General features: G+C 67.1%; 21 protein-coding genes. 10 read left to right on the top strand and 11 right to left on the bottom strand.

Translation table 11 applies throughout. The annotated features are described in order from the left end of the window. The first annotated feature begins 81 nt into the window (after positions 1 to 81). Entirely contained in the window at positions 82 to 810 is a 729-nt protein-coding gene (locus AACL56_RS24510) for a class I SAM-dependent methyltransferase (protein ID WP_339092394.1), read from the top strand. Positions 811 to 854: 44 nt separating this feature from the next. On the opposite strand, the gene AACL56_RS24505 is transcribed toward AACL56_RS24510, so the two are convergent. The 11 genes from AACL56_RS24505 to rtcR form a co-directional block, all read right to left on the bottom strand. Continuing rightward, positions 855 to 1,085, bottom strand: coding sequence for a hypothetical protein (locus AACL56_RS24505; RefSeq protein WP_339092393.1), 231 nt, complete (start codon positions 1,083 to 1,085; stop codon positions 855 to 857). Positions 1,086 to 1,217: 132 nt separating this feature from the next. Continuing rightward, positions 1,218 to 1,487: a hypothetical protein gene (locus AACL56_RS24500; protein WP_339092392.1), complete on the bottom strand. Its 270-nt coding sequence runs from the start codon at positions 1,485 to 1,487 to the stop codon at positions 1,218 to 1,220. 230 nt (positions 1,488 to 1,717) lie between these two features. Further along, on the bottom strand, positions 1,718 to 1,921 hold the full coding sequence (locus tag AACL56_RS24495; protein ID WP_339092391.1) for a hypothetical protein: 204 nt from the start codon (positions 1,919 to 1,921) through the stop codon (positions 1,718 to 1,720). 412 nt (positions 1,922 to 2,333) lie between these two features. Continuing rightward, a complete protein-coding gene (locus AACL56_RS24490; RefSeq protein ID WP_339092390.1) occupies positions 2,334 to 3,308 on the bottom strand; it encodes an ornithine cyclodeaminase family protein in 975 nt (324 codons plus the stop codon). A gap of 28 nt (positions 3,309 to 3,336) precedes the next feature. Then, on the bottom strand, positions 3,337 to 4,197 hold the full coding sequence (locus AACL56_RS24485; protein WP_339092389.1) for an alpha/beta hydrolase: 861 nt from the start codon (positions 4,195 to 4,197) through the stop codon (positions 3,337 to 3,339). Beyond that, on the bottom strand, positions 4,194 to 4,778 hold the full coding sequence (locus tag AACL56_RS24480) for an exonuclease (protein WP_339092938.1): 585 nt from the start codon (positions 4,776 to 4,778) through the stop codon (positions 4,194 to 4,196). The genes AACL56_RS24485 and AACL56_RS24480 overlap by 4 nt, the downstream gene beginning before the upstream one ends. Positions 4,779 to 4,834: 56 nt before the next feature. Continuing rightward, positions 4,835 to 6,124, bottom strand: coding sequence for an SMI1/KNR4 family protein (locus AACL56_RS24475; RefSeq protein ID WP_339092388.1), 1,290 nt, complete (start codon positions 6,122 to 6,124; stop codon positions 4,835 to 4,837). 24 nt (positions 6,125 to 6,148) lie between these two features. Next, entirely contained in the window at positions 6,149 to 6,478 is a 330-nt protein-coding gene (locus AACL56_RS24470; protein WP_339092387.1) for a low molecular weight protein tyrosine phosphatase family protein, read from the bottom strand. A gap of 3 nt (positions 6,479 to 6,481) precedes the next feature. Next, on the bottom strand, positions 6,482 to 7,009 hold the full coding sequence (locus AACL56_RS24465; RefSeq protein ID WP_339092386.1) for a 2'-5' RNA ligase family protein: 528 nt from the start codon (positions 7,007 to 7,009) through the stop codon (positions 6,482 to 6,484). 23 nt (positions 7,010 to 7,032) lie between these two features. Continuing rightward, on the bottom strand, positions 7,033 to 7,635 hold the full coding sequence (locus AACL56_RS24460; protein ID WP_339092385.1) for a hypothetical protein: 603 nt from the start codon (positions 7,633 to 7,635) through the stop codon (positions 7,033 to 7,035). 47 nt (positions 7,636 to 7,682) lie between these two features. After that, positions 7,683 to 9,287, bottom strand: a complete 1,605-nt coding sequence (gene rtcR, locus AACL56_RS24455; protein ID WP_339092384.1) for an RNA repair transcriptional activator RtcR — start codon at positions 9,285 to 9,287, stop codon at positions 7,683 to 7,685. A gap of 216 nt (positions 9,288 to 9,503) precedes the next feature. On the opposite strand from rtcR, the gene AACL56_RS24450 reads away from it, so the two are divergent. From AACL56_RS24450 to rtcA, 9 genes are all read left to right on the top strand, one after another. After that, positions 9,504 to 11,093 (top strand): vWA domain-containing protein, encoded by a 1,590-nt coding sequence (locus AACL56_RS24450; RefSeq protein WP_339092383.1) that lies wholly within the window; start codon positions 9,504 to 9,506, stop codon positions 11,091 to 11,093. A gap of 785 nt (positions 11,094 to 11,878) precedes the next feature. Then, the gene (locus tag AACL56_RS24445) at positions 11,879 to 12,382 is read left to right on the top strand and encodes a hypothetical protein (protein WP_339092382.1); all 504 of its coding nucleotides are present in this window, start codon (positions 11,879 to 11,881) and stop codon (positions 12,380 to 12,382) included. A gap of 47 nt (positions 12,383 to 12,429) precedes the next feature. Beyond that, a complete protein-coding gene (locus tag AACL56_RS24440) occupies positions 12,430 to 13,647 on the top strand; it encodes an RtcB family protein (protein ID WP_339092381.1) in 1,218 nt (405 codons plus the stop codon). Between the two features lie 2 nt (positions 13,648 to 13,649). Next, positions 13,650 to 13,937, top strand: a complete 288-nt coding sequence (locus AACL56_RS24435) for a hypothetical protein (protein ID WP_339092380.1) — start codon at positions 13,650 to 13,652, stop codon at positions 13,935 to 13,937. A gap of 57 nt (positions 13,938 to 13,994) precedes the next feature. Next, the gene (locus AACL56_RS24430; RefSeq protein ID WP_339092379.1) at positions 13,995 to 14,636 is read left to right on the top strand and encodes a zinc-ribbon domain containing protein; all 642 of its coding nucleotides are present in this window, start codon (positions 13,995 to 13,997) and stop codon (positions 14,634 to 14,636) included. Between the two features lie 11 nt (positions 14,637 to 14,647). Beyond that, complete coding sequence (locus AACL56_RS24425) at positions 14,648 to 15,610, top strand: ribonuclease Z (protein WP_339092377.1); 963 nt, start codon at positions 14,648 to 14,650, stop codon at positions 15,608 to 15,610. A 23-nt stretch (positions 15,611 to 15,633) separates the two neighbouring features. Next, complete coding sequence (locus AACL56_RS24420) at positions 15,634 to 16,497, top strand: nucleotidyltransferase domain-containing protein (RefSeq protein ID WP_339092376.1); 864 nt, start codon at positions 15,634 to 15,636, stop codon at positions 16,495 to 16,497. Between the two features lie 118 nt (positions 16,498 to 16,615). Further along, positions 16,616 to 18,691 (top strand): TerD family protein, encoded by a 2,076-nt coding sequence (locus tag AACL56_RS24415; protein WP_339092375.1) that lies wholly within the window; start codon positions 16,616 to 16,618, stop codon positions 18,689 to 18,691. Positions 18,692 to 18,723: 32 nt separating this feature from the next. Continuing rightward, the gene (rtcA, locus tag AACL56_RS24410) at positions 18,724 to 19,779 is read left to right on the top strand and encodes an RNA 3'-terminal phosphate cyclase (protein WP_339092374.1); all 1,056 of its coding nucleotides are present in this window, start codon (positions 18,724 to 18,726) and stop codon (positions 19,777 to 19,779) included. Positions 19,780 to 19,806: the final 27 nt, after the last annotated feature.

Below are 19,806 nucleotides of genomic sequence, written 5' to 3'. Positions count from 1 at the left end.
CCGACGCACGGTGCCGGCCTGCTGGCCGGTGCCCGGTGCTGTCGAAATAATGGAGTCTTCCGATCCGCAGAGGACTCCGCCATGGCCCAGAACATCTACGACACGCCAGCCTTCTTCGAGGGCTACCAGCAGTTGCCGCGCTCGTTGCACGGCCTCGACGGCGCGCCCGAATGGCCCGCGCTCCGCGCGATGGTGCCGCCGCTGCAGGGGTTGCGCGTGGTCGACCTGGGCTGCGGCCTCGGATGGTTCTGCCGATGGGCGCGCCTGCAGGGTGCGCAATCCGTGCTGGGACTGGATGTGTCCCGGCGCATGCTCGCGAAGGCCGAGGCGTTCGGCGCCGACATCGGCATCTCCTACGAGCGCGCCGACCTCGACACGCTGGTGCTGCCGCCGCAGTCGTTCGACTTCGCCTACAGCTCGCTCGCCTTCCACTACATCGAGGACCTCTCGCGGCTGCTGGCCTCGGTGCACGGCGCACTGGTGCCGGGCGGGCGCCTGGTGTTTTCCATCGAGCATCCGGTCTTCATGGCGCCGCGCGAACCGGGCTGGCACGTCGATGCGCAGGGGCGCAAGTCCTGGCCGCTCGACAGCTACCAGATGGAGGGCCCGCGCACCACGAACTGGCTGGCCGAAGGCGTCGTCAAGCAGCACCGCACCATGGGGACCTTGTTGAACACGCTCCTGAGGACGGGCTTTCGCATCGAGCACGTGCAGGAGTGGGGGCCGAGCGACGAGCAGATCGCCGCATTGCCGGCGCTGGCCGAAGAGCGGGAGCGACCGATGATGCTGCTGGTTGCGGCCGACCGGTAGCCGAGCGCCCGAGCGAGCCGCTCAGGGCTCGTCAGGCTCAGGACTCAGGCGTAGGCCTTGGCGGAGCGGCTTTGAAGCATGGCCAGCATGCGGGCCTCTTCGGCATCGCGCAGGCTCTTGGCGGCGCGGCTGGCCGAGTACGACACGTAGAGCGTATCGATCGCCTTGCTCCAGCACTGGGCCGTCTGGTAGATGCTGTCGGCGGTGCCCGGCTGTGCCGGCACGGTGTACCCCGCCTTGCGCAGGATGTTGGCTTTGTGTTCGGTGTTGAGCATGGCGGGCCTCCGTCGGTGGTGCAACTCCACGGTATCTGTGGTGTTCAAGTCACGCTATTGGCCACAAGACGTATCTCCTTGTAGGCCAAACGCTTTCAACGTTGCATCCACAGCGGCGGAACTGCCACTTTTTCACGCGCAGACGCGTGCGGACAGGCGCTGCAGCATGGCGGTCTGGCGCACGTCCTCGGCGTCGCGAAGGCTCTTGGCGGCGCGGGCCGCGGCATAGGCGACGTACAGCGTCTCGATGGCCTTGGCCCAGTCGTGGGCCTTCTGCGAAATGCCTTCCGGCTTCACCGGGAAGCCCGTGACCGCATGGGTCGACAGGTCGTCGTCCGGACGGGGCGGCACGTCGAAGCCCACCTTGCTGAGGATGTTGGCTTTCTGGAGGATGGTGAGCATCGCTGTTCTCTCTCAATCTCTTGCGGTTCGTCGCACCGGCATGTTCGAGGCTGCCGGCGCGCGGCGCCATGCGCCGGATGACGTATGCGCCTCTTCGGACGGCTGCCGCGGAACCTCCGCGGCTCGCTTGTAGATCGGCATGGGGGACATGGCCGGCGATTGGGGCTTACCCTGAAGCCGCGGCAATCAGGGTATGCGGCAACGATGACAGCCAATGGTCAGTCGGGCGCTCAGGCCTGGGCGCCGCGCATCGCCGAAGCGCGCCGTGCCTCTTCGGCCTCCCGGAGGCTTCGGGCCGCGCGGGCCGTCACGTAGTCGGCGTAGAGGGCGTCGATCACCGGGAGCATGTCGTGCGTATCCAGGCTCGCCGGGATCGTGGGCAGGTCGTATCCGGCCTTGCGAAGGATGTCGGCTTTGTGGACAGTGCTGAGCATGCGGAGTGCCTCCGGTTTGGACGAAGGGGACGATAGCGATGGCCCGCCCGACCCGCCATCCGCTGCATGGCGTGCCGGCTTGTAGGCGGAAGCCGATGCGGGCGTTCGCGCTGCAGCAACCCTGGGTCGGACTAGTTCGTAAGTACTAGGGCGTGTTCCCACTATTTCTGGCGTCGCGAAGGCCTGTCACGGCGGGCCGATCAAGGCGCGCGACGCCGCATGTGCGTATGCCCATGCAAGGAGCGCAACGCCGAGTGGCCCGCCGTGACAGGCCTTCCCTTCGGGTTGGCCGGCAAAGCGGCCGTCTGCGGCGTTGCCCGCGCTTGCAAGGCATCAGCCTTGCTGCGCACGCGCGCCTTGCAGCCAGCCCCTTTGCCGGCCAACGCGACGCAAGAAATAGTGTGAACACGCCCTAGATCGCGTCCTGCCACACCAGCGTGGCGGCCGTGAGGTCTTCGATCGCGCTGCCCACGGCCTTGAAGACGGTGCGCTGCGCCTCGTCCGAGCGGCCTGCGCACTCGCCGCGGCACAGCGCCGCCAGCGTGCCCCGCACCTCGTGCGCCTTCAAGGTGCCGGCGGCCATCGCGTCGAGCAGGTCGCCCGACTTCTGGAGTGCCTCGTCGGTGTCGACGAAAGTGCCTGCGCCCGCGAAGCACTGCACGTCGGCCTCGCGCATGGCCGGCGTGAAGCTGCCGATCAGGTCGAGGTGGGAGCCCGGCGCCAGCCACTCGCCGCGCACCAGCGGCGCGGTGGCCAGCGTGGCGCAGCTCACGATGTCGGCCTGCCGCACGGCGGCCTGCAGGTCGGTGACGGCGTGCGCGTTCCAGCCTTCGGCGCGCCATTGCGCGGCCAGCGCCTCGGCGCCTTCGGGGCGGTGGTTCCACACCCGCACCTCGTCGATGGGCCGCACGCTGGCATGGGCGGCCGGCAGCATGCGCGCGATGCGTCCGGTGCCCAGCACCAGCAGCCGCCGTGCATCGGCGCGAGCCAGGAACGAGGCGCCCAGCGCCGAGGCCGCTGCCGTTCGGCGCGCGGTGATCTCGTTGCCGTCCATCATCGCCAGCGGCACGCCTGTGCGCGCGTCGTACAGCACGTAGGTCGCGTGCAGGCCGGGCAGGCCGCGCGCGCTGTTGCCCGGGAAGATGTTGATGGTCTTGATGCCCAGGAAGCCCGCGTCGCTCCACGCCGGCATGATCAGCACGGTGCCCTTGTCGCTGCTGCTGCCGCTGCTGCCGGCGCTGTCGGCCGTGCTGCCTGGCGCGGTCTCGACGGCGTGCACATGGCGCGGCGGCACCTGGGCGCCCGCCGCGAAGGCGGCGCGCAATGCCGGCACCAGCCGCTCGAAGGCCAGGGGCTTGCGTGTGGCGGCTTCGTCGAAGTGCTTCATGGTGGAATCGTGTGGATGGCGGCCGTCGTCACTGCTGCAGCGGATGCTGCGCGGCCTCGAAGAATTCGGTGAGTGCCTTGCGGTAGGCGTGGCCGAAGCGCAGCGCCGTCATCGGCTCGAGGTGGCCGGCACCCGGCACCTCGACCAGCCGCCGGGGCTCGCGCGCATCGGCCATCAGGCGCTTCGAATGCGCGAGCGGAATCACCTGATCGGCCGTGCCGTGGATGAACAGCAGCGGAATGGGCGACACGGCCGCCACGTACTTCGACGCCGCGTAGTCGTCGCTCACCAGCAGCCCTGCGCCCCGGAGCTTGTCGTTTGCGATGGCCGAGTACGAATAGAACGTCGATTCGATGGCCGCGGCCTTCACGCCCGCCCGGTTGCCCGCGCCCACCACCGCGATCGCATTGGTGCCGCCCAGGCTCTGGCCGAAGACGAAGAGCCGCGTGGGGTCGACGTCGCTGCGCGAGCGCACATGGTTCAGCGCCGCGTTGGAATCCTCGAACACGCCCTTGGGTTCGGGCTTGCCTTCCGACTGGCCGTAGCCGCGGTAGTCGAACACGAACACGTTGTAGTCCTGCTTCGGCAGCCAGGCCACGAAGCGCCAGTGCGCGCTCATGTTCTGCGCGTTGCCGTGGAAGTGCACCACCGTGCCCTTGGCTTCCTTCGGATCGGCGCGGCTCTCCGCGGGCAGGAACCAGCCGCTCAGGCGCGTGCCGTCGGCGCTCTCGAACTGGACGTTCTCGTAGCGCAGGCCCAGCACGTCAGGCGTTTCGTAGCGCACGCTGTCGGGGTAATAGAACATCGACTGCACGCACCCCGCGAGCATCAGCGGCAGCGTGCACAGCACGAGCCTGCCGCACCTTCGGACAACGTTGCCCAGCGTCATGGCTTCTCGCGCCGTGCGGCCGCGCGGTTCTCCGCCAGCATGTTGCAGAAGAGTGCGCCCTGCTCGATGGCGTCGTCCAGCGCCACGTGCGTGTGCGGCAGCTTGTCGAACCAGCGGCGCGGCATCGCGCGCTTGGTGCTGTCGCGGTAGTCGAGCCCGAGCATCGCCATGGCGAACGTCTTCACGTCGAGCGCCGAATGGCTGAATGGGCTTTCGCCCGCGAAGCGCATCAGGTACCAGTAGACGAACAGGAAGTCGAAGCCCGCCGGATACGCCACGAACACCGGCCGCGCAGGCAGGCCCTTGAGCCAGCCCACGTAGTTCTTCATGGCATGCGCCGGGTCCTGCAGGTCGGTGCGGCAGGCAGCCCAGGCCTCGGGCTGCGTTTTCCACCACGCGGCGGTATCGGGGTGGGCCTCGGCGCCGGGCAGCGTGTGCAGGTTGGCGCTGAACGTGGACAGGAGTTGCTTGTCGGCCGTGTAGGCGGCCGAGCCGAAGCTGAGCATCGAATGCGGGCCGGGGATAGGGCCGTCGGATTCGACGTCGGTACTGATGTAGATCTCTGACATGGGCTGATTCATTTCCTTGCTGGCTGCGGCTTTCTGCATGCCGCCTGGTTCGTGTTCGGCCTGTCTTTTCAGTTGGATGCCGCAGCGGCCCAGCGCTTCCACCATGGCTGCTTTGCCGGCGCATCGGTTTCGGGCGGACGTCCGGGCAGGAACGCCGCGCAGGCCTTCGCGCGATCTCTCTGGCGTTCGACGGTGGCTGCGGTCGCCCATTCGGACGGCTCGCCTTCGAGTTGGTCGAGTGCCCATTGCAGCTCGGCTTCCGCGGCACTCGGCAGGGGCTCGGCTGCCATCGCGCCCTGGACGGCAGACAGCAGCTGCTGCGGGCTGCCCTTGTCGAACCCGAATGCCAGAGCGGCGATGTACGTGTAAAGCGCAGCCTTCATGCCTGCGTCGTCAGGCACAGGCTTTTGCCCTGTCGACGACAGGTGCATGGCCAGGTCGTGCTTGATGCCAAGCATGCTGTCCACCATCTCGTGGCATTCACCCGGCAGCTCGAACCGCTGTTGCAGCAGCCCAGCCCACAGCATTTCATCCAGCCGGTCCTGCAGCACGAACTGCTTGTCGAAGCCGATGGCCGTCGCGTAGGCCTCGAGGTTGGGGTAGAGCGCCTGCGCGCAGAAGATCGCGAAGGCCGCAGCCTTGGGGTTGGAAAGCTTCGACAACCTCGACGAGAAGATTTCGGCCAACCGACTGCCCGCGTGCGACGCTTCGACCTGCTGCGTGTACTGCGCGATCCATTGCAGGTACCAGTCGTTGAAGCCCATGCGGCTTCCGTCCTTGTTCAGCAAGGGCTGGATGCCGCCGTAGTCGGCGCGCAGGTCTCGCCAGACGGTGCCAGCCAGCGGCCCGGTGACCACGAGCCAGTTGCGCAGTGCGCAGCCTTCGTGAGAGATGGGGATGGCACCGTCGGTAATGCCGGTTGCGTAGTACTGAACCTCCAGTTTCTTCTCCCACTCCTCGTTCATTCGATCTTCTTCTTCGAGGGTCGTTGCTTCCGTGGGATCCGGTTGCTGGGCCCAGAAGTCGTCGGGAAGGTTCCACGTGTCGCGCAACGGGAATGGTTTCGACAGGTCCCCGACGAGCGAATAGCCGTCTTCCCAGCGGCCGACATCGCGCATGTTGTCTTGCATGCCGAGCGGAAACACGCCATACGCCGGGCCGGCGCCTCCGTTGCCGAGTTCGGTGATGAACCTGCGGTATTCGTCGGGAAAGCGGCACCCGTGCTTCTCCTCCATCCGCGCGACCTCTTCCTCCGGAACGGGAGGGTTCAGGTCGTACCCGTGTGATCTGGCTGCGAAGCAGGCGCAGTCCAGGTCGAGCCGCTTGAGCGTTTGAAGGCGAGGCAGGATGTCGGTCACGACGGGTTCGTTCCTTTCTGCAGATCACTCGATGCCAAGAATCGATGGCACCGACCGTTCGAGTTCCTCGATCAGCGCGGGGTCCATGTACTTGTAGTCATCCGGAATGTCGAGCACGTGGATCGGTTTGTGCGCCAGCATGCGCGTGAACTCCGCCACCAGCCGCGACTTGTGTTTTTCCTCCATCACGAGGATCACGTCGGCCCATTCGATGTCGTCGACGGAGACCTTGTGCCGCGCGTTCGGGCTGGTGCCCGCGGAGCGGGCCGAGACCAGGGGATGCCGCCGCCAGAGCTGCTCTGCGGTCGGGCTGCGCCATTGGTTGCGGCTGCAGATGAAGAGAACGTTGCGCATGGGTCAGGTGGCAGCAGGAGGCAGCGGAAAGGCATGCATGTCATGCCAGCGGCCGGACGAGTTTTCGATCAGGGCGACTTCGGTGCATGTTGCGTTCACGGCGCCCGACATGGCGAGGCGCGCGTGCAGTTCGCCGGCCGCCTGCTCCGTATGATGTGCATCGCCATGTGCGACGCTGAGGTGCGGAACGACGCCTTCGTGCTCGCCGCCGTAAGGCAGGAATCCGGGGAAGGCTTCCACCAGTGCCAGGGTCATGCCGATGAACGGCGAGGCCGGTTCCGGCGCGAGGTACGCGGTCTCGGGGAAGCGTCCGACCGAGCTCAAGAGGAAGTCGAAGGAGGGCGTGCGTTGCAGCACGCGCTGCGCGCGTTCGAGCACTTCGCGCGTGACCAGCGCCGGGTCCATGAACGGCACCAGCACGGTGATGTGCGCCGGGACACCGAGCGCCGCGTTGGCGTCGTAGCGCCGACGCAGGTCGCGCGCGATTCCTTCGGCAGTCGGGACTTTCACGACGAACGCGGAGATGGCCATCGGGCGGAGGATAGCTCGCAGGTCTATGGCGCGGCGATGGCCTTGGCGTCCTTCGCCGCGATCCAGCCGTGCAGCACGCGGCCCTGCGTGTTCACGAAGTCGACCTCGAGCAAGCCTGCCTTCTCGGACACGACGCCCAGCACGTCGCCGCGCACGACGTAGGCGCGCCCCGCGTCGCCGGGCGACTTCTGCAGCGCCGTCCTGTCGGCGGACACGCTGACCAGCCGGATCCAGCCGGCCTTGTGCGTGAGGTCGAGGTCCAGGCCGTTGTCGATCAGCGGCGGCAGCACGTTTCCGCAGCCCGGCAGTTGATGTCCGCCCGGCAGGGCGAGGCTCACGGTACGGCTGTCGGCGCCGGCGGACAGCCGTCCCTCGATGGACGGTGCCGGGCCTTCGACGATCGTGCGGACCACGGCCGCGCTCTGCGAGCTGGCGCGGCCCGCGATCCTGAAGCTGCAGCTGCCCTGCTGCGCGAAGCTGCCGCTGACGGCACCACCGCCATCGACCGCCAGCATCAGGCCTTCGTACAGGCCGGGCCGCAGCACGCCAGCCTGCGCACCCGTGGCGACCAGCAGCACCACGGCTGCTGTGCACAAGGCGCCCGTCATTCCACGCTTGTTCTTCATCTCCTCGCTCCTCCTCGGCAATCCCGGTTGTCTGGCCGTCGAATCTATCAGCGGACGATGTCGTTCCATTCGAGTCCGTGCTTGCCCAGGTACTTGCGCAGCCTGTCCGCATCGTTCACCACGCTGCGCTGCGCGCGCGAAGCCTGAAACAGCTGGCGGCCCGCGTCGGAGAGTGTGCGCGACTGCCGGCACACGCGTACCACCGCCTCGAGCTGCAGCCTGTCGAACAGGTCGAGCGATGCGGCACGTTCCTCGCCGAGCAGCGCGTCGAGGTCGATGTCGCCGGGTGCGGCAGGCATTGCGCCTGCGTGCTTCCACAGCCACCGCAGCCGTGCGATCTCCGCCTCCACCAGCGCCACCGGAATGCGTCCGCCATCGGCCAGCGTGGCCAGCCGCGTCACGCTGGCCGACAGGTCGCGGAAGTTGCCGCTCCACGGCGCCTCCGCGCTCTGCGCGAACCGGAGGTAGGCCGCGCGCGCTTCGGCGTTGAAGCGCACCACGCGATGGTTCTCCGCGGCATGGATGGCCAGCAGATGGTCGACGTTGGGCTCGATGTCCTCGGGCCGTTGCGCCAGGCCGGGCAGGTCGTAGGTCCAGAGGTTGATGCGCGCGAACAGGTCTTCGCGGAAGCGCCCCTGCGCCACGTCGCTGCGCAGGTCGCGGTTGGTGCCTGCGATCAGCTGGAAGTCGCTCTCCACTTCCTTGTCGGCGCCCACGGGGAAGAAGCGCTTCTCCTCGATGGCCTTCAGCAGCATCGCCTGCTCGTCGAGACCGAGTTCGCCGATCTCGTCGAGGAAGAGGGCGCCCTGGTGCGCCGTGCGCAGCAAGCCCGCGCGATCGGCCGCTGCGCCGGTGAACGCGCCCTTCCGGTGGCCGAAGAGCGTGGAGGCGGCACCGTCGCCGCGCAGCGTGGCGCAGTTCACTTCCACGAACGGCCCCGTCATCTGGTGGCGCGCCTGCTTCAGCTCGAACATGCGCCGCGCCAGGAACGACTTGCCCGCGCCCGTCGGACCCACCAGCAGGATGGGCGCGCGCGAGCGCACGGCCACGCGCTCGATCTCGTCGATGAGCGCATTGAAGCGCGCATTGCGCGTGGCGATGCCGCTCTTGAGGAACGCGACCGCGTCGCGCTGCTCCGCGTCGAAGCGCCGGGCGATCACGTCGTAGCGCGACAGGTCGAGGTCGATCAGCGTGCACTTGCCGGCCTCGCCTTCGCGCTGCTTCCGGGGCGGCGATGTCTGCGCCAGCACGCCGGGCACCACGCGCGATTCCGACAGCAGGAACATGCAGATCTGCGCGACGTGCGTGCCGGTGGTGATGTGCGTCCAGTACTGCTCGTGCTCGGTGTCGAAGGTGTAGGCGCGCGCCCAGTCGTACAGCCGCGTGTAGACCTCGCCGAAATCCCAGGGGTCGGCGAGGTCGAGCGGCACGAGGTTGACGGTGGTTTCGGGCGACACGGTGGCGATGTCGGCCTTGACCACCTCGGCCAGCGCCTTGTGCCGCAGCGTGTAGAGCAGCTCCATGCGCGAAACGACCATGTCCTCGTGCTGCGCGAGCGAGACCGTGGGGCGCCACTTGTTCCAGCGGCCCGCGCCCTGGCCGGCGTCGAGCTGCGTGCCGAGGAAGCCGATGACGACGATGGGTTTCTTCATTTTCTGGATAAAAGACTATCCAAAATTATAAGAACTGCCGGATATTTTTTCGGTTGACTGAGGCTTGCGGATGGTGGATCGACAAAAAGTCGAGCGAAATCAACGACTTGAGTGGTTCTTCGGCCAAAACCGGCCCGATCTGGCACACCCGTTGCAATAAAGATTGCAACCCAAGAAAACAAGACGAACAAAAAGAACCGAACAAGGAGAAGTCATATGGCCAACCTTCAACTCTTCCAGACCACGCGCGGTGCCCTGCAACCCGCGGCCGACGTGCGCAACAAAGCCGGTGGCGCTGCCTATGCACTGTCGCCCAAGCACCAGCTGGCGCAGCTCGCAGCCACCGGTTGTCTGAACAACACCTTCTATGCGCAGGCCCAGGACCAGCTCGACGCCGTGCTGGCCCTGGCCCGCGAAGTCGATCCGCTGTTCGTCGCCAGGACGGCCGTGTACGCACGCCGCGCCGGCCACATGAAGGACATGCCGGCGCTGCTGGCGGCCACGCTGGCGATGCGCGACGTGTCGCTGCTCGCCAAGGTGTTTCCCCGCGTGGTCGACAACGGCAAGATGCTGCGCAACTTCGTGCAGATGCTGCGTTCCGGCGCGGTGGGCCGCAAGTCGCTCGGTACGCGTCCGAAGAAGCTCGTGCAGCAATGGCTGCTCGAGGCGACCGAGGCGCAGCTGCTGAATGCCGCCGTGGGCAGCACGCCCTCGCTGGCCGACGTGGTGAAGATGGTTCACCCGAAGCCCGCCGAAGCCTGGCGCGCCGCGTGGTTCGCATGGCTGATCGATCGGCCGTATGCGCTGGAGGCGCTGCCTCCGGTGACGCAGGCTTTCGAACGCTTCAAGCGCGATCGCGCCGAGCGCCGCGCCGGTCCGCCCCAGGCAAGCGAGGCCACGGATGTGCCCGACGTGCCGTTCCAGATGCTGACAGCGCTGGAGCTGGACACGCAAGCCTGGGCGCAGATCGCGCAGCGCGGTTCGTGGCAGATGGTGCGTCAGAACCTGAACACCTTTGCGCGCCACGGCGTGTTCGAACTGCCCGGCCTCGCGGAGGCGGTGGCCGCCAAGCTGCGTGACCCGCAGTCGGTGGCCAAGGCCCGGGTGCTGCCGTACCAGCTGATGGCTGCTTTCACTGCGGCCGGCGCCGAGGTGCCGCACGTGGTGAAGGAAGCGCTGCAGGACGCGATGGAGCTCGCGCTGGCCAACGTGCCTCGGTTCGAGGGCCGCGTGGTGGTGTGCCCCGACGTGTCGGGCTCGATGAGCTCGCCCGTCACCGGCCACCGAGGCTCGGCGACCACCGCGGTGCGCTGCATCGACGTGGCCGCGCTGGTGGCTGCCGCCGTGCTTCGCCGCAATGCGGACGCCCGTGTGCTGCCCTTCGAGACGAAGGTGGTGCCGCTGCAACTGAATCCGCGTGATTCGGTGATGACCAACGCGGCCAGGCTGGCCGCGGTGGGCGGTGGCGGTACGTCATGCAGCGCGCCGCTGGCGCTCCTGAACAAGGAGCAGGCGCATGCCGAGCTGGTGGTGCTGGTGTCGGACAACGAATCGTGGGCCGATCGCGCACGGGGCCGCGGCACCGCGACCATGCAGGAATGGGCGGCGTTCAAGAAGCGCAACCCGGCGGCGCGGCTGGTGTGCATCGACATCCAGCCTTATGCGACCACCCAGGCGCAGGAGCAGGACGATGTGCTGAACATCGGCGGCTTCAGCGACGAAGTGTTCAAGCTGCTGGCGGTGTATGCCGCAGGTGGCCTGGGCGCGGACCACTGGGTGGGTGTGATCGAGGAAACCTCGGTCTGAAGAGAAAGGCAAAGAGAGGGCGCCATGGGTTTCGGCCCACGGCACCCGATCCGAAGAATGAGCGTCGTCGTTCGGCGAATGCAGGTGTGACTACATCACCAAACCAAGTCACACCGACCGTTTGTCGCCGGACGGGGATGAAGGTTGTTGTGCGAATGCCGGCAGGACTACATGGATGACCGGGGGTTCGAATCCCCAGCCTCTGCGGCTCGGTCGATGTCCTGCCACTCTTGTCGCACTGTTTTTTGCAGCGAATGCTGACGGAACTACAGACTCTTAATCTCGTGGTCGCGGGTTCGAATCCCGCCGGTCGAAAAGCCGTAGCTCAGTGGTAGAGCACGACGTTTCGTCGATTCTTGTCGCTGCTTTTTTTGTTTCGAGATGAATGCAGGCTGGTCTACAGGTAGAGCGTCATGGTCTTGGCCATGAAGGTCCCGGGTCCGAACCCCGGTCTGCTTCGGCAGGTAGCTCAGTCAACGACCTGTCGTTACTCGTCACCTCATTTTTGTTTTCGGGCACGCAGGCACAGAAGGGAGCGCCACTGCCAAAAATGTTGATGTTGCCGGCAGTCCGGGTAGCACCGGATGCGGCGGGCAAGTCGGTCGGCGAGCAAGGTTGAGGATGCAGGTGCTGGCTCCGATGACGGGTCTGTCACTGGCGCGCGTTTCCAATCGCCGACTGGGCCGCTGGATTGAAACACCACGGTCGCCGTATTGATGCGGGTTCGAATCCCGCCGTGTCCACCAGTCATGAAATCGACGCTGTCGTCGAAGAGCGGAAAGAAGATGACCGAAGAAGAAGTTTGCAACGAAGACCTGATCGGCTACGACCTGCATCGTGCGGGATGGGCCTCGCTGAGCTTTCGCGTCGGCAAGGAACGGCCGAGCTTTGCCGTGTCCTACCTGCACGACTCGCTGGGCGACCTGGCACGCATGGGCTTGTCGTTGCACCAGGGCGCGATGGCGGCCGAGGTGGTGTTCATGGACGAGCCCGGCGAGGTGATCCTGGCGGTGAGCGCGGGCAACGGTGCCACGGACGTGTTGCAGTTCGAACTGCGCGAATACCGCGACTGGGCGAGTTGGGGAATGGTGTCCGTGGATGACCACCGGGTGGTGGCACGCGGCGAGATCGCGCGCACGGAGCTGGTCCGCAACGTTCATGCGATCCTGGGGCGCATCCATCTCGAGGTGGGCGTGGCGCGATACCGCGAGCTGTGGGTCGAGCACGATTTCCCGCTGCAGGACTACGAACGGCTGTCGGTCTCGCTCCACAAGCGGGCGATGATCTGAAGAAGAAACAACGAGTCGATACAAAGCGACAGACAGAGAGAGAAAAGATGAACTACAAACTGCATGAAGTGGCCAACGGCGTTCCCGTGAAGATGTGGACGAACGGCGTGCCCGTGGAAGACGAAGCGCAGGCGCAGCTCGAGAACGCCGCGCGCCTGCCCATCGTGTTCAAGCACATCGCGGCCATGCCCGACGTGCACTACGGCATCGGCGCGACCGTGGGTTCGGTGATCCCGACCTTCAAGGCCATCATCCCCGCCGCGGTGGGCGTGGACATCGGTTGCGGAATGATGGCGTGCAAGACCACGCTGAACGCCCGCGACCTGCCCGACAACCTGGGCCCGCTGCGCTCGGCGATCGAGAAGGCGGTGCCGCACGGCTCCAACCCCAAGCGCATGGGCCGTGACAAGGGTTCGTGGGAAACGCCGCCGAACGAGACCGACGTGGCCTGGGGTGCGCTGAAGGACGAGTTCGACGCGATCTGCGAAGACTACCCGCGCCTGAAGAACACCAACAACCACAAACACCTGGGAACGCTGGGTACGGGCAATCACTTCATCGAGGTGTGCCTGGACGAGGCGGGTGCGGTGTGGTTCATGCTGCACTCGGGTTCGCGCGGCGTGGGCAATGCCATCGGCACGCACTTCATCGAACTGGCGAAGAAGGACGCCGAGCTGCACCAGCGCAACCTGCCCGACCAGGACCTGGCGTACTTCGATGAAGGCGCCCGGTACTTCGGCGACTACGTGCGCGCGGTGGGATGGGCGCAGAAGTTCGCTCGAGCGAATCGCGAGGTGATGATGCAGCGCGTGGTCGCAGCCGCGCGCAAGGTGATCGCCAAGCCTTTCGAGGCGCACGTGGAAGCGGTGAACTGCCACCACAACTACGTGAGCCGCGAAAAACACTTCGGCGAGGACGTGCTCGTGACCCGCAAGGGCGCGGTGAGCGCAAAAGCCGGAGAGCTCGGGATCATCCCGGGCAGCATGGGCGCCAAGAGCTACATCGTGCGCGGAAAGGGCAACCCCGAGAGCTTCATGAGCTGCAGCCACGGCGCCGGTCGGAAGATGAGCCGCACCAAGGCGAAGAAGCTCTTCACGATCGCCGACCAGATCGCCGCGACCGAAGGCGTGGAATGCCGCAAGGATGTCGACGTGATCGACGAGATTCCGATGGCCTACAAGGACATCGATGCGGTGATGGAAGCGCAGAAGGACCTGGTGGAGGTGGTCTACACGCTCAAGCAGGTCGTTTGCGTGAAGGGGTGAGCATGGGCGTGGACTACCGCGTCAAGGCCGCGTTGCCATCGCGTGCGGTGGCGGAAGGCTTCTGCAGGAAGGCTGCCATCGGCTGCCACCTGCAGGTGGACGGCGAGCGTGCGGATTTCTATCCCGCGCCGCCGTCCGCGCCAACCGAATGGCCGCACGCCTCGGTGAGCATCGCGGCCGATGGCTTCGTTGTCTGCCTGCTGGCGAACAGCGATCTTGCGCGGCAGGTGCTGGGCTGCATCGTCCAGCTCGCCGCCGGCGAAGGCGTGGTGACAGTGGAAGAGCTGTAGAAGGGCGTCGGCACATCGACCGGCCTTCGCAGCACCGTATGGCGAAGGTTGGAAGAAATGAAAAGCAACAAGCAACGCCGTGCCGAAATCAAGGCGCGGCGCCTCGACCGTGCTGCCGCATCGGCCGCACGCCTCCGGTCGCCGGATGTCCGCCGGCCGCAGCCCGATGTCGCGTTTGCGCTCGGCTGCGAGCCTGCGGATCGATCCGTCCTCGATCGGTACAACAACACCTATGGCGTGCTGCCTGCTTTCTATGCAGCGCGCCCCTTCACTTGCCGCGACTGCGGCGCCGAGGAAGTGTGGACGGCCAGGCAGCAGAAGTGGTGGTACGAGGTGGTGCACGGCCATATCGACAGCCGCGCCGTGCGATGCCTGGCTTGCCGCCGCGCACGACGCGAACGTCTGCGGAATGCGGCGCCGGGTGCGAACCTGCTTCGCGAGCGGACGGATCGCCTGCGTGCCCTGGGTTCGGCAAAGCCGACCGCGCGAGCCGTCGCCGAAGTGGAGGCCGCGCTCGAGGGCAAGTGGTGGAGCCTGCGTGTCGTGGCGATCCAGACCCTGGCGCGATGGGGCGGCGAAGCGAACATCGCAAAGCTCCATGAGCTGATGGCGGCGCGTCCGGAAGGCGGTCGCCGATACTTCGGTTGGGAGCGCGTCGCCGCCGACGCCGCAAGAAGCGCATTGATGCGCCGGGAGTGATCGAAGCAATGATGAAGCTGACTTTTCTGGGGACCTCGTCCGGCACCCCGACGCGCCACCGCAATGTCTCCGGACTTGCGGTGCAGACCGTGCCTAGCGCCGACTGGTTCCTGGTCGACTGCGGCGAAGGCACGCAGCACCGCCTGCTGCAGACCCCGCTCTCGCTGCACGACATGGCTGCGGTCTGCATCACGCACGTGCATGGCGACCATTGCTACGGCTTGCCGGGCCTGCTCGCGAGCGCGGGCATGGGCAAGCGGACGAAGCCGCTGACGCTCATCGCGCCGCTGCCCGTGTGGGAGTGGTTCGAAACCACGCGCCGGTTGACCGATCTGCACCTGCCGTACGAGGTCACGCATGTGGATGTCGACACCCAGGCGCTGGTGTACGACGCGCCCGGCGTTCGCATCGAGCGCCATGTGTTGCGGCACCGCGTGCCGAGCCATGCCTACCGGGTGCAGGTCGAGACGCGGCGCACACGGCTGAAGGCCGATGCGCTGCGGTCCGTCGGCCTGCCGCCGGGCCCGGCATGGCGCGCACTGCAGACCGGCGAGGACGTGCCTTTCAACGGCGCGGTGCTGCGCAGTGCCGACTACGCGGAAACGCAGGTCGACACCGCGAGCGCCGTTCTGGGCGGCGACAACGCAGAGCCCGCAATGCTTCGCGACGCATGCCGGGGGGCGCAGTTGCTGGTGCACGAGGCCACCTACACGCAGGACGTGCTCGACAAGGTCGGCCCCGGGCCGATGCACAGTTCCGCGCGCCTGCTGGCGGAGTTCGCGCAGGCCGTCGACGTGCCAAACCTGATCCTCACGCATTTCAGCGCGCGCCACCAGAACGAGGAAGGCATGTCCGCACTGATGGCCGAGACGCAGGCGCACTACCGTGGCCATGCGTTCCTTGCGAACGACCTGGATGTCTACGAACTCGGCAGTGACGGCAGGGTGGCCGTGACCCGGGCCGACCGAACCTGACCGACAAGACGGGAGAAGAACCCATGAGCAACGAAGAAGAATTCCTGCGCTCCGCCCATCCGATCGAGCCCGCCATGCGTGCGCAGATCATGGACGGCCTGCGCGACATCGAGGCGAAGCACGACGTCACCGTGCTGTTCGCCTGCGAATCCGGCAGCCGCGGCTGGGGCTTCGCGTCGCCCGACAGCGACTACGACGTGCGCTTCATCTACGTGAATCGCCTGCCGTGGTACCTCACGGTGCAGCCGCGCCGCGACGTGATCGAGCTGCCGATCAGCGGCGACCTCGACATCAACGGCTGGGACCTGCGCAAGGCGCTGGGCCTGATGCGCGAGTCGAACCCGACGCTGCTCGAATGGCTGCGCTCGCCCATCGTGTACCGCGAGGACGCGCAGGCGATGCCGCGCTTTCGCGCGCTGTCGGAGGCGGTGTTCTCCAATGCGCGCGGCTGGCACCACTACGCCTCGATGGCGAAGAAGAACTTCCGCGAGCACCTGCAGGCCGATGAGGTGCGCTACAAGAAATACCTTTACGTGCTGCGTCCGCTGCTGGCCGCGCGCTGGATCCGCACGCAGACCGGCGTGCCGCCGATGCGCTTCGCCGACCTGGCGCAGCGCACGCTCGACCCGGTGCGCGATGCTGCGCTCATCGCGGAGATCAACGCGCTGCTCGAGGTGAAGATGCGCGCCGGCGAAGCCGCGACCAGCCCGCGCTGGCCCGGCATCCACGCGTTCATCGAGTCCGAACTGGCGGCCAACGCGGCCGAGCCGGTGACGCCGCTGCCTTCGTCCGACGGCGCCGGCCTGGACGCGTTCCTGTGCGAGACGGTGCTGCGAATGGACAACGGCGCGGCGGGTGTTGCTCGCGCCGCGGTGGGGGCCGTATGATGTTCGAGAGCGGCTATGTGGGTCCTTCCTTCTCTCACATCTGGAAACTAGGGTCTGCGCTTTCCGCTCCTTTTCATGGGCACCGGGCTTTTGCGCGGGCCTGCCGAGGTGACGCACGATGAACAGCCGGCTGTATCTGCGTCGCCGCTGGCGCGTGGTGGCCCAGCCGTCAAACGGCGCCCTGCCGCCCGCCTACCTCGCGACGCTTCACCAGGAGCTCGGCGCGATGGGCTGCACGCTGTCGCCGACGCTCGACGCCTGCCTGAGCACCTGGAACGCCGAGCCCTTCGTCGAGTTCCATCGCACGCTGCTGCGCGACGTGCGTGCGCTGAAGGGCGCGCACCGCGAATGGAAGCCGCTGTACCCCAACTTCCCCGACCAGGTGGCAAGTGCGAGCGCGACCACGCTCTTCCTGAACGCGGTCCGCCACTATGCGAGCTTCGGCCGCCAGCGGCCCGAAGAGGGCGCGTTGCCACGTGCCGCCCTGGCGGAGGCGGAGCGCCGAGCCGGCCTGCGCGAGATCGAACTGGGCACGCAGGAAGACTTCGAGCGGGTCTTCACGCAACTGGCGGGCGCGCGCAGTTCACTGTCGGCACAGGATCGGGAAGACCTGGCGTGGTTCGTGCGCTTCTACCGCGGCAAGGTGCATGCGTGGATGCCCGAGCGCTTCATCTCGAAGGAGAACCTGGCCGTGCTCGGCGGCATGCTGCTGCAGGTGGAGGACCCGGGCGCGCAAGCGTTCCTTGAGACGCACCTGCAGACCGCGACCGACGTGCTGCGGCTGGCCGTGGCACTGGGCGACGGCGACGTGTCGCTGGCCGCGCCTGCGAAGTTCCCGCGCATGAAGCGCCCGTTGCGTCGCTGGCTCCTGGCGATGATGGACCGCAGCGCCAGCGTCGCCGAAGACATGGCGCGCCGGCCCGAGGTGTTCAAGCGCCTGGGCGAGGTGCTGCATCCCGGCGAGTACGCGAAGCGCTTTCCGGCCGTGGCGGCCGCGTTCGACGGTGTACGCAACGGCGTTCGGCCGCAGGGCTTCAACCATCACGTCGAGCGGCAGCTGGAAGCGCGCGCCATCGACGACGCATTGGCCCTGCTGCCGACGCGCCCGGGCGAGTTCGCGCGTCGCCTCGACCACGTGCTGCGCATCGCGCCCGAGCCGGATGCCGTGCTGGCGCGCTTTCGCGAGGTGGCGGACACGGCCTCCACCGCAGTGCTGCTGCAGGCGATGGTGCATTTCCGGCGCCGTGGCGAGCACGCCCTGCGCAGCTTCTTCCCCAAGGGAGAGACTGCCAAGGTCTTCGCCATCAAGGACACGCGCGCGCCTTTGCAGGAGGGCATTGCCGAGGCCGCCGCGCTCGCCTGCGAGACCGCATTGCTGTCGCGCTTCGCCGGGTTGCCGCCGCTGGGTCGCTGCCATGTCGACCCCGCGCTGCGCAAGTACCTCGTGCCTTTCTCGCAGCGCTCGGCGTCGAAGGCGTTGCGCACGCTGGTGCGCGGCAGCCGTCTGCCGATGCCGGACGCGAACATCGTGCGCCTCTTCCTCTGGTGGAAGAACGGACGCGCGCGCACCGACATCGACCTGTCGGCCGCGCTCTTCAACGCGCAGTACAAGTACATCGACGTGTTGGCCTACTACAACCTGAAGGGCTATGGCGGCGTGCACAGCGGGGACGTCGTCGATGCGCCGCAGGGCGCCGCCGAGTTCATCGACCTCGACGTGGCGCTGCTGCGCGAGAAGGGCGTGCGCTACGTGGTGAGCTCGATCAACAGCTTCACCTCGCAGGCCTTCTGCGACCTGCCCGAGTGCTTTGCGGGATGGATGTCGCGCGAGGCCGCAGGTTCGGGCGAGATCTTCGAGCCCGCCACGGTGATCGACCGGGTCGACGTGGCGGCCGACACCACGATCTGCCTGCCCGCGATCTTCGACCTCGACGCGCGCGAGGTGATCTGGGCGGACGTTGCGTTGAAGCAGTACCCGCTCTGGAACAACGTGCAGAGCAATCTTGCGGGCGTGTCGCTGATGCTGCGTTCGCTGGTGGAAATGTCCAGGCCGGACCTGCACACGCTGTTCACGCTGCACGCAACGGCGCGGGGGACCGTGGTCGAGGAGGCCGGGGAGGCCGACACCGTGTTCGGCGTGCACGAGGGGATCACGCCTTTCGACATGGACCGCATTCGCGCCGACTTCATGTAGCTGGCGCATGCATTGAATAGAAGAAAAAGATGATGAAGACAGAACGGAAGACGATCGAACTCGACGGTTCGCAAGGCGAGGGCGGCGGCCAGATCCTGCGGACCAGCCTTGCGCTGTCGATGGTCACCGGCCAGCCGATGGCCATTGAAAAGATCCGCGCGGGCCGCGCCAAGCCGGGCCTGATGCGCCAGCATCTTGCGTGCGTGAATGCCGCGGCGGAGATCAGCGGCGCGGAAGTCGGTGGTGCGGAGCTCGGTTCGCAGTCGCTGCGCTTTGCGCCCGGCACCGTGCGCGCGGGCGACTACCGCTTCGCGATCGCCAGCGCGGGCAGCTGCATGCTGGTGCTGCAGACCGTGCTGCCGCCCTTGCTGCTGGCCGGCACCGCCAGCCGCGTGCATCTGAGCGGCGGCACGCACAACCCGATGGCGCCGCCGTTTCACTTTCTGGAGCGCGCCTTCGCGCCGCTGGTGCGCCGCCTGGGCGCGGACCTTCAGCTGACGCTGCGCCGATGCGGCTTCTACCCGGCGGGCGGCGGCGAGGTCGAAGCGGAGATCGTGCCTGCGGCCGGCGTGCTGCAGCCTTTCGACCTGATGGCGCGCGGCGATGCGCAGACGGGCTATGCCGAGTGCCTCGCGCCCGGCCTGCCGCGCCATGTGTCGACGCGCGAGCTCGACACGCTCGGCGGTGCGATGGGGTGGTCCGGCGAGCAGCTGCGCCATGGCAACGCACGCCAGAACGAAGGCCCCGGCAACGCATTGCTGGCCACGCTGGCTTACGACCACGTCACCGAGGTGTTCACCGCCTTCGGCGAGAAGTCGCTGAGCGCGGAGCAGGTGGCGCACGGCCTGGTGAAGGAACTGCGCGCGTTCCAGAAGAGCGAGGCTGCGGTCGGCCCGCACCTGGCGGACCAGCTGGCGCTGCTGCTCGCACTGGCCGCATGGCAGGGACAGAAGGCCTGTGCCTTCACCTGCAGCGAAGTGACGGAACACACGCGCACCAACTGCGCGGTGATCGAGCGCTTTCTGCCGGTGCGCTTCACGATCGCCGAGAGCCGACAGGCCTGCACGGTGCGGGTTTCGCCCGACTGAGCGGGCCGGCGCTGGCGAGACCTCGCC

It is taken from the genome of Variovorax paradoxus, assembly GCF_902712855.1.
GTDB lineage: Bacteria > Pseudomonadota > Gammaproteobacteria > Burkholderiales > Burkholderiaceae_C > Variovorax > Variovorax paradoxus_Q.
Note: the sequence above shows the minus strand (reverse complement) of the source record. Positions and strands in the feature narration are given on the sequence as shown.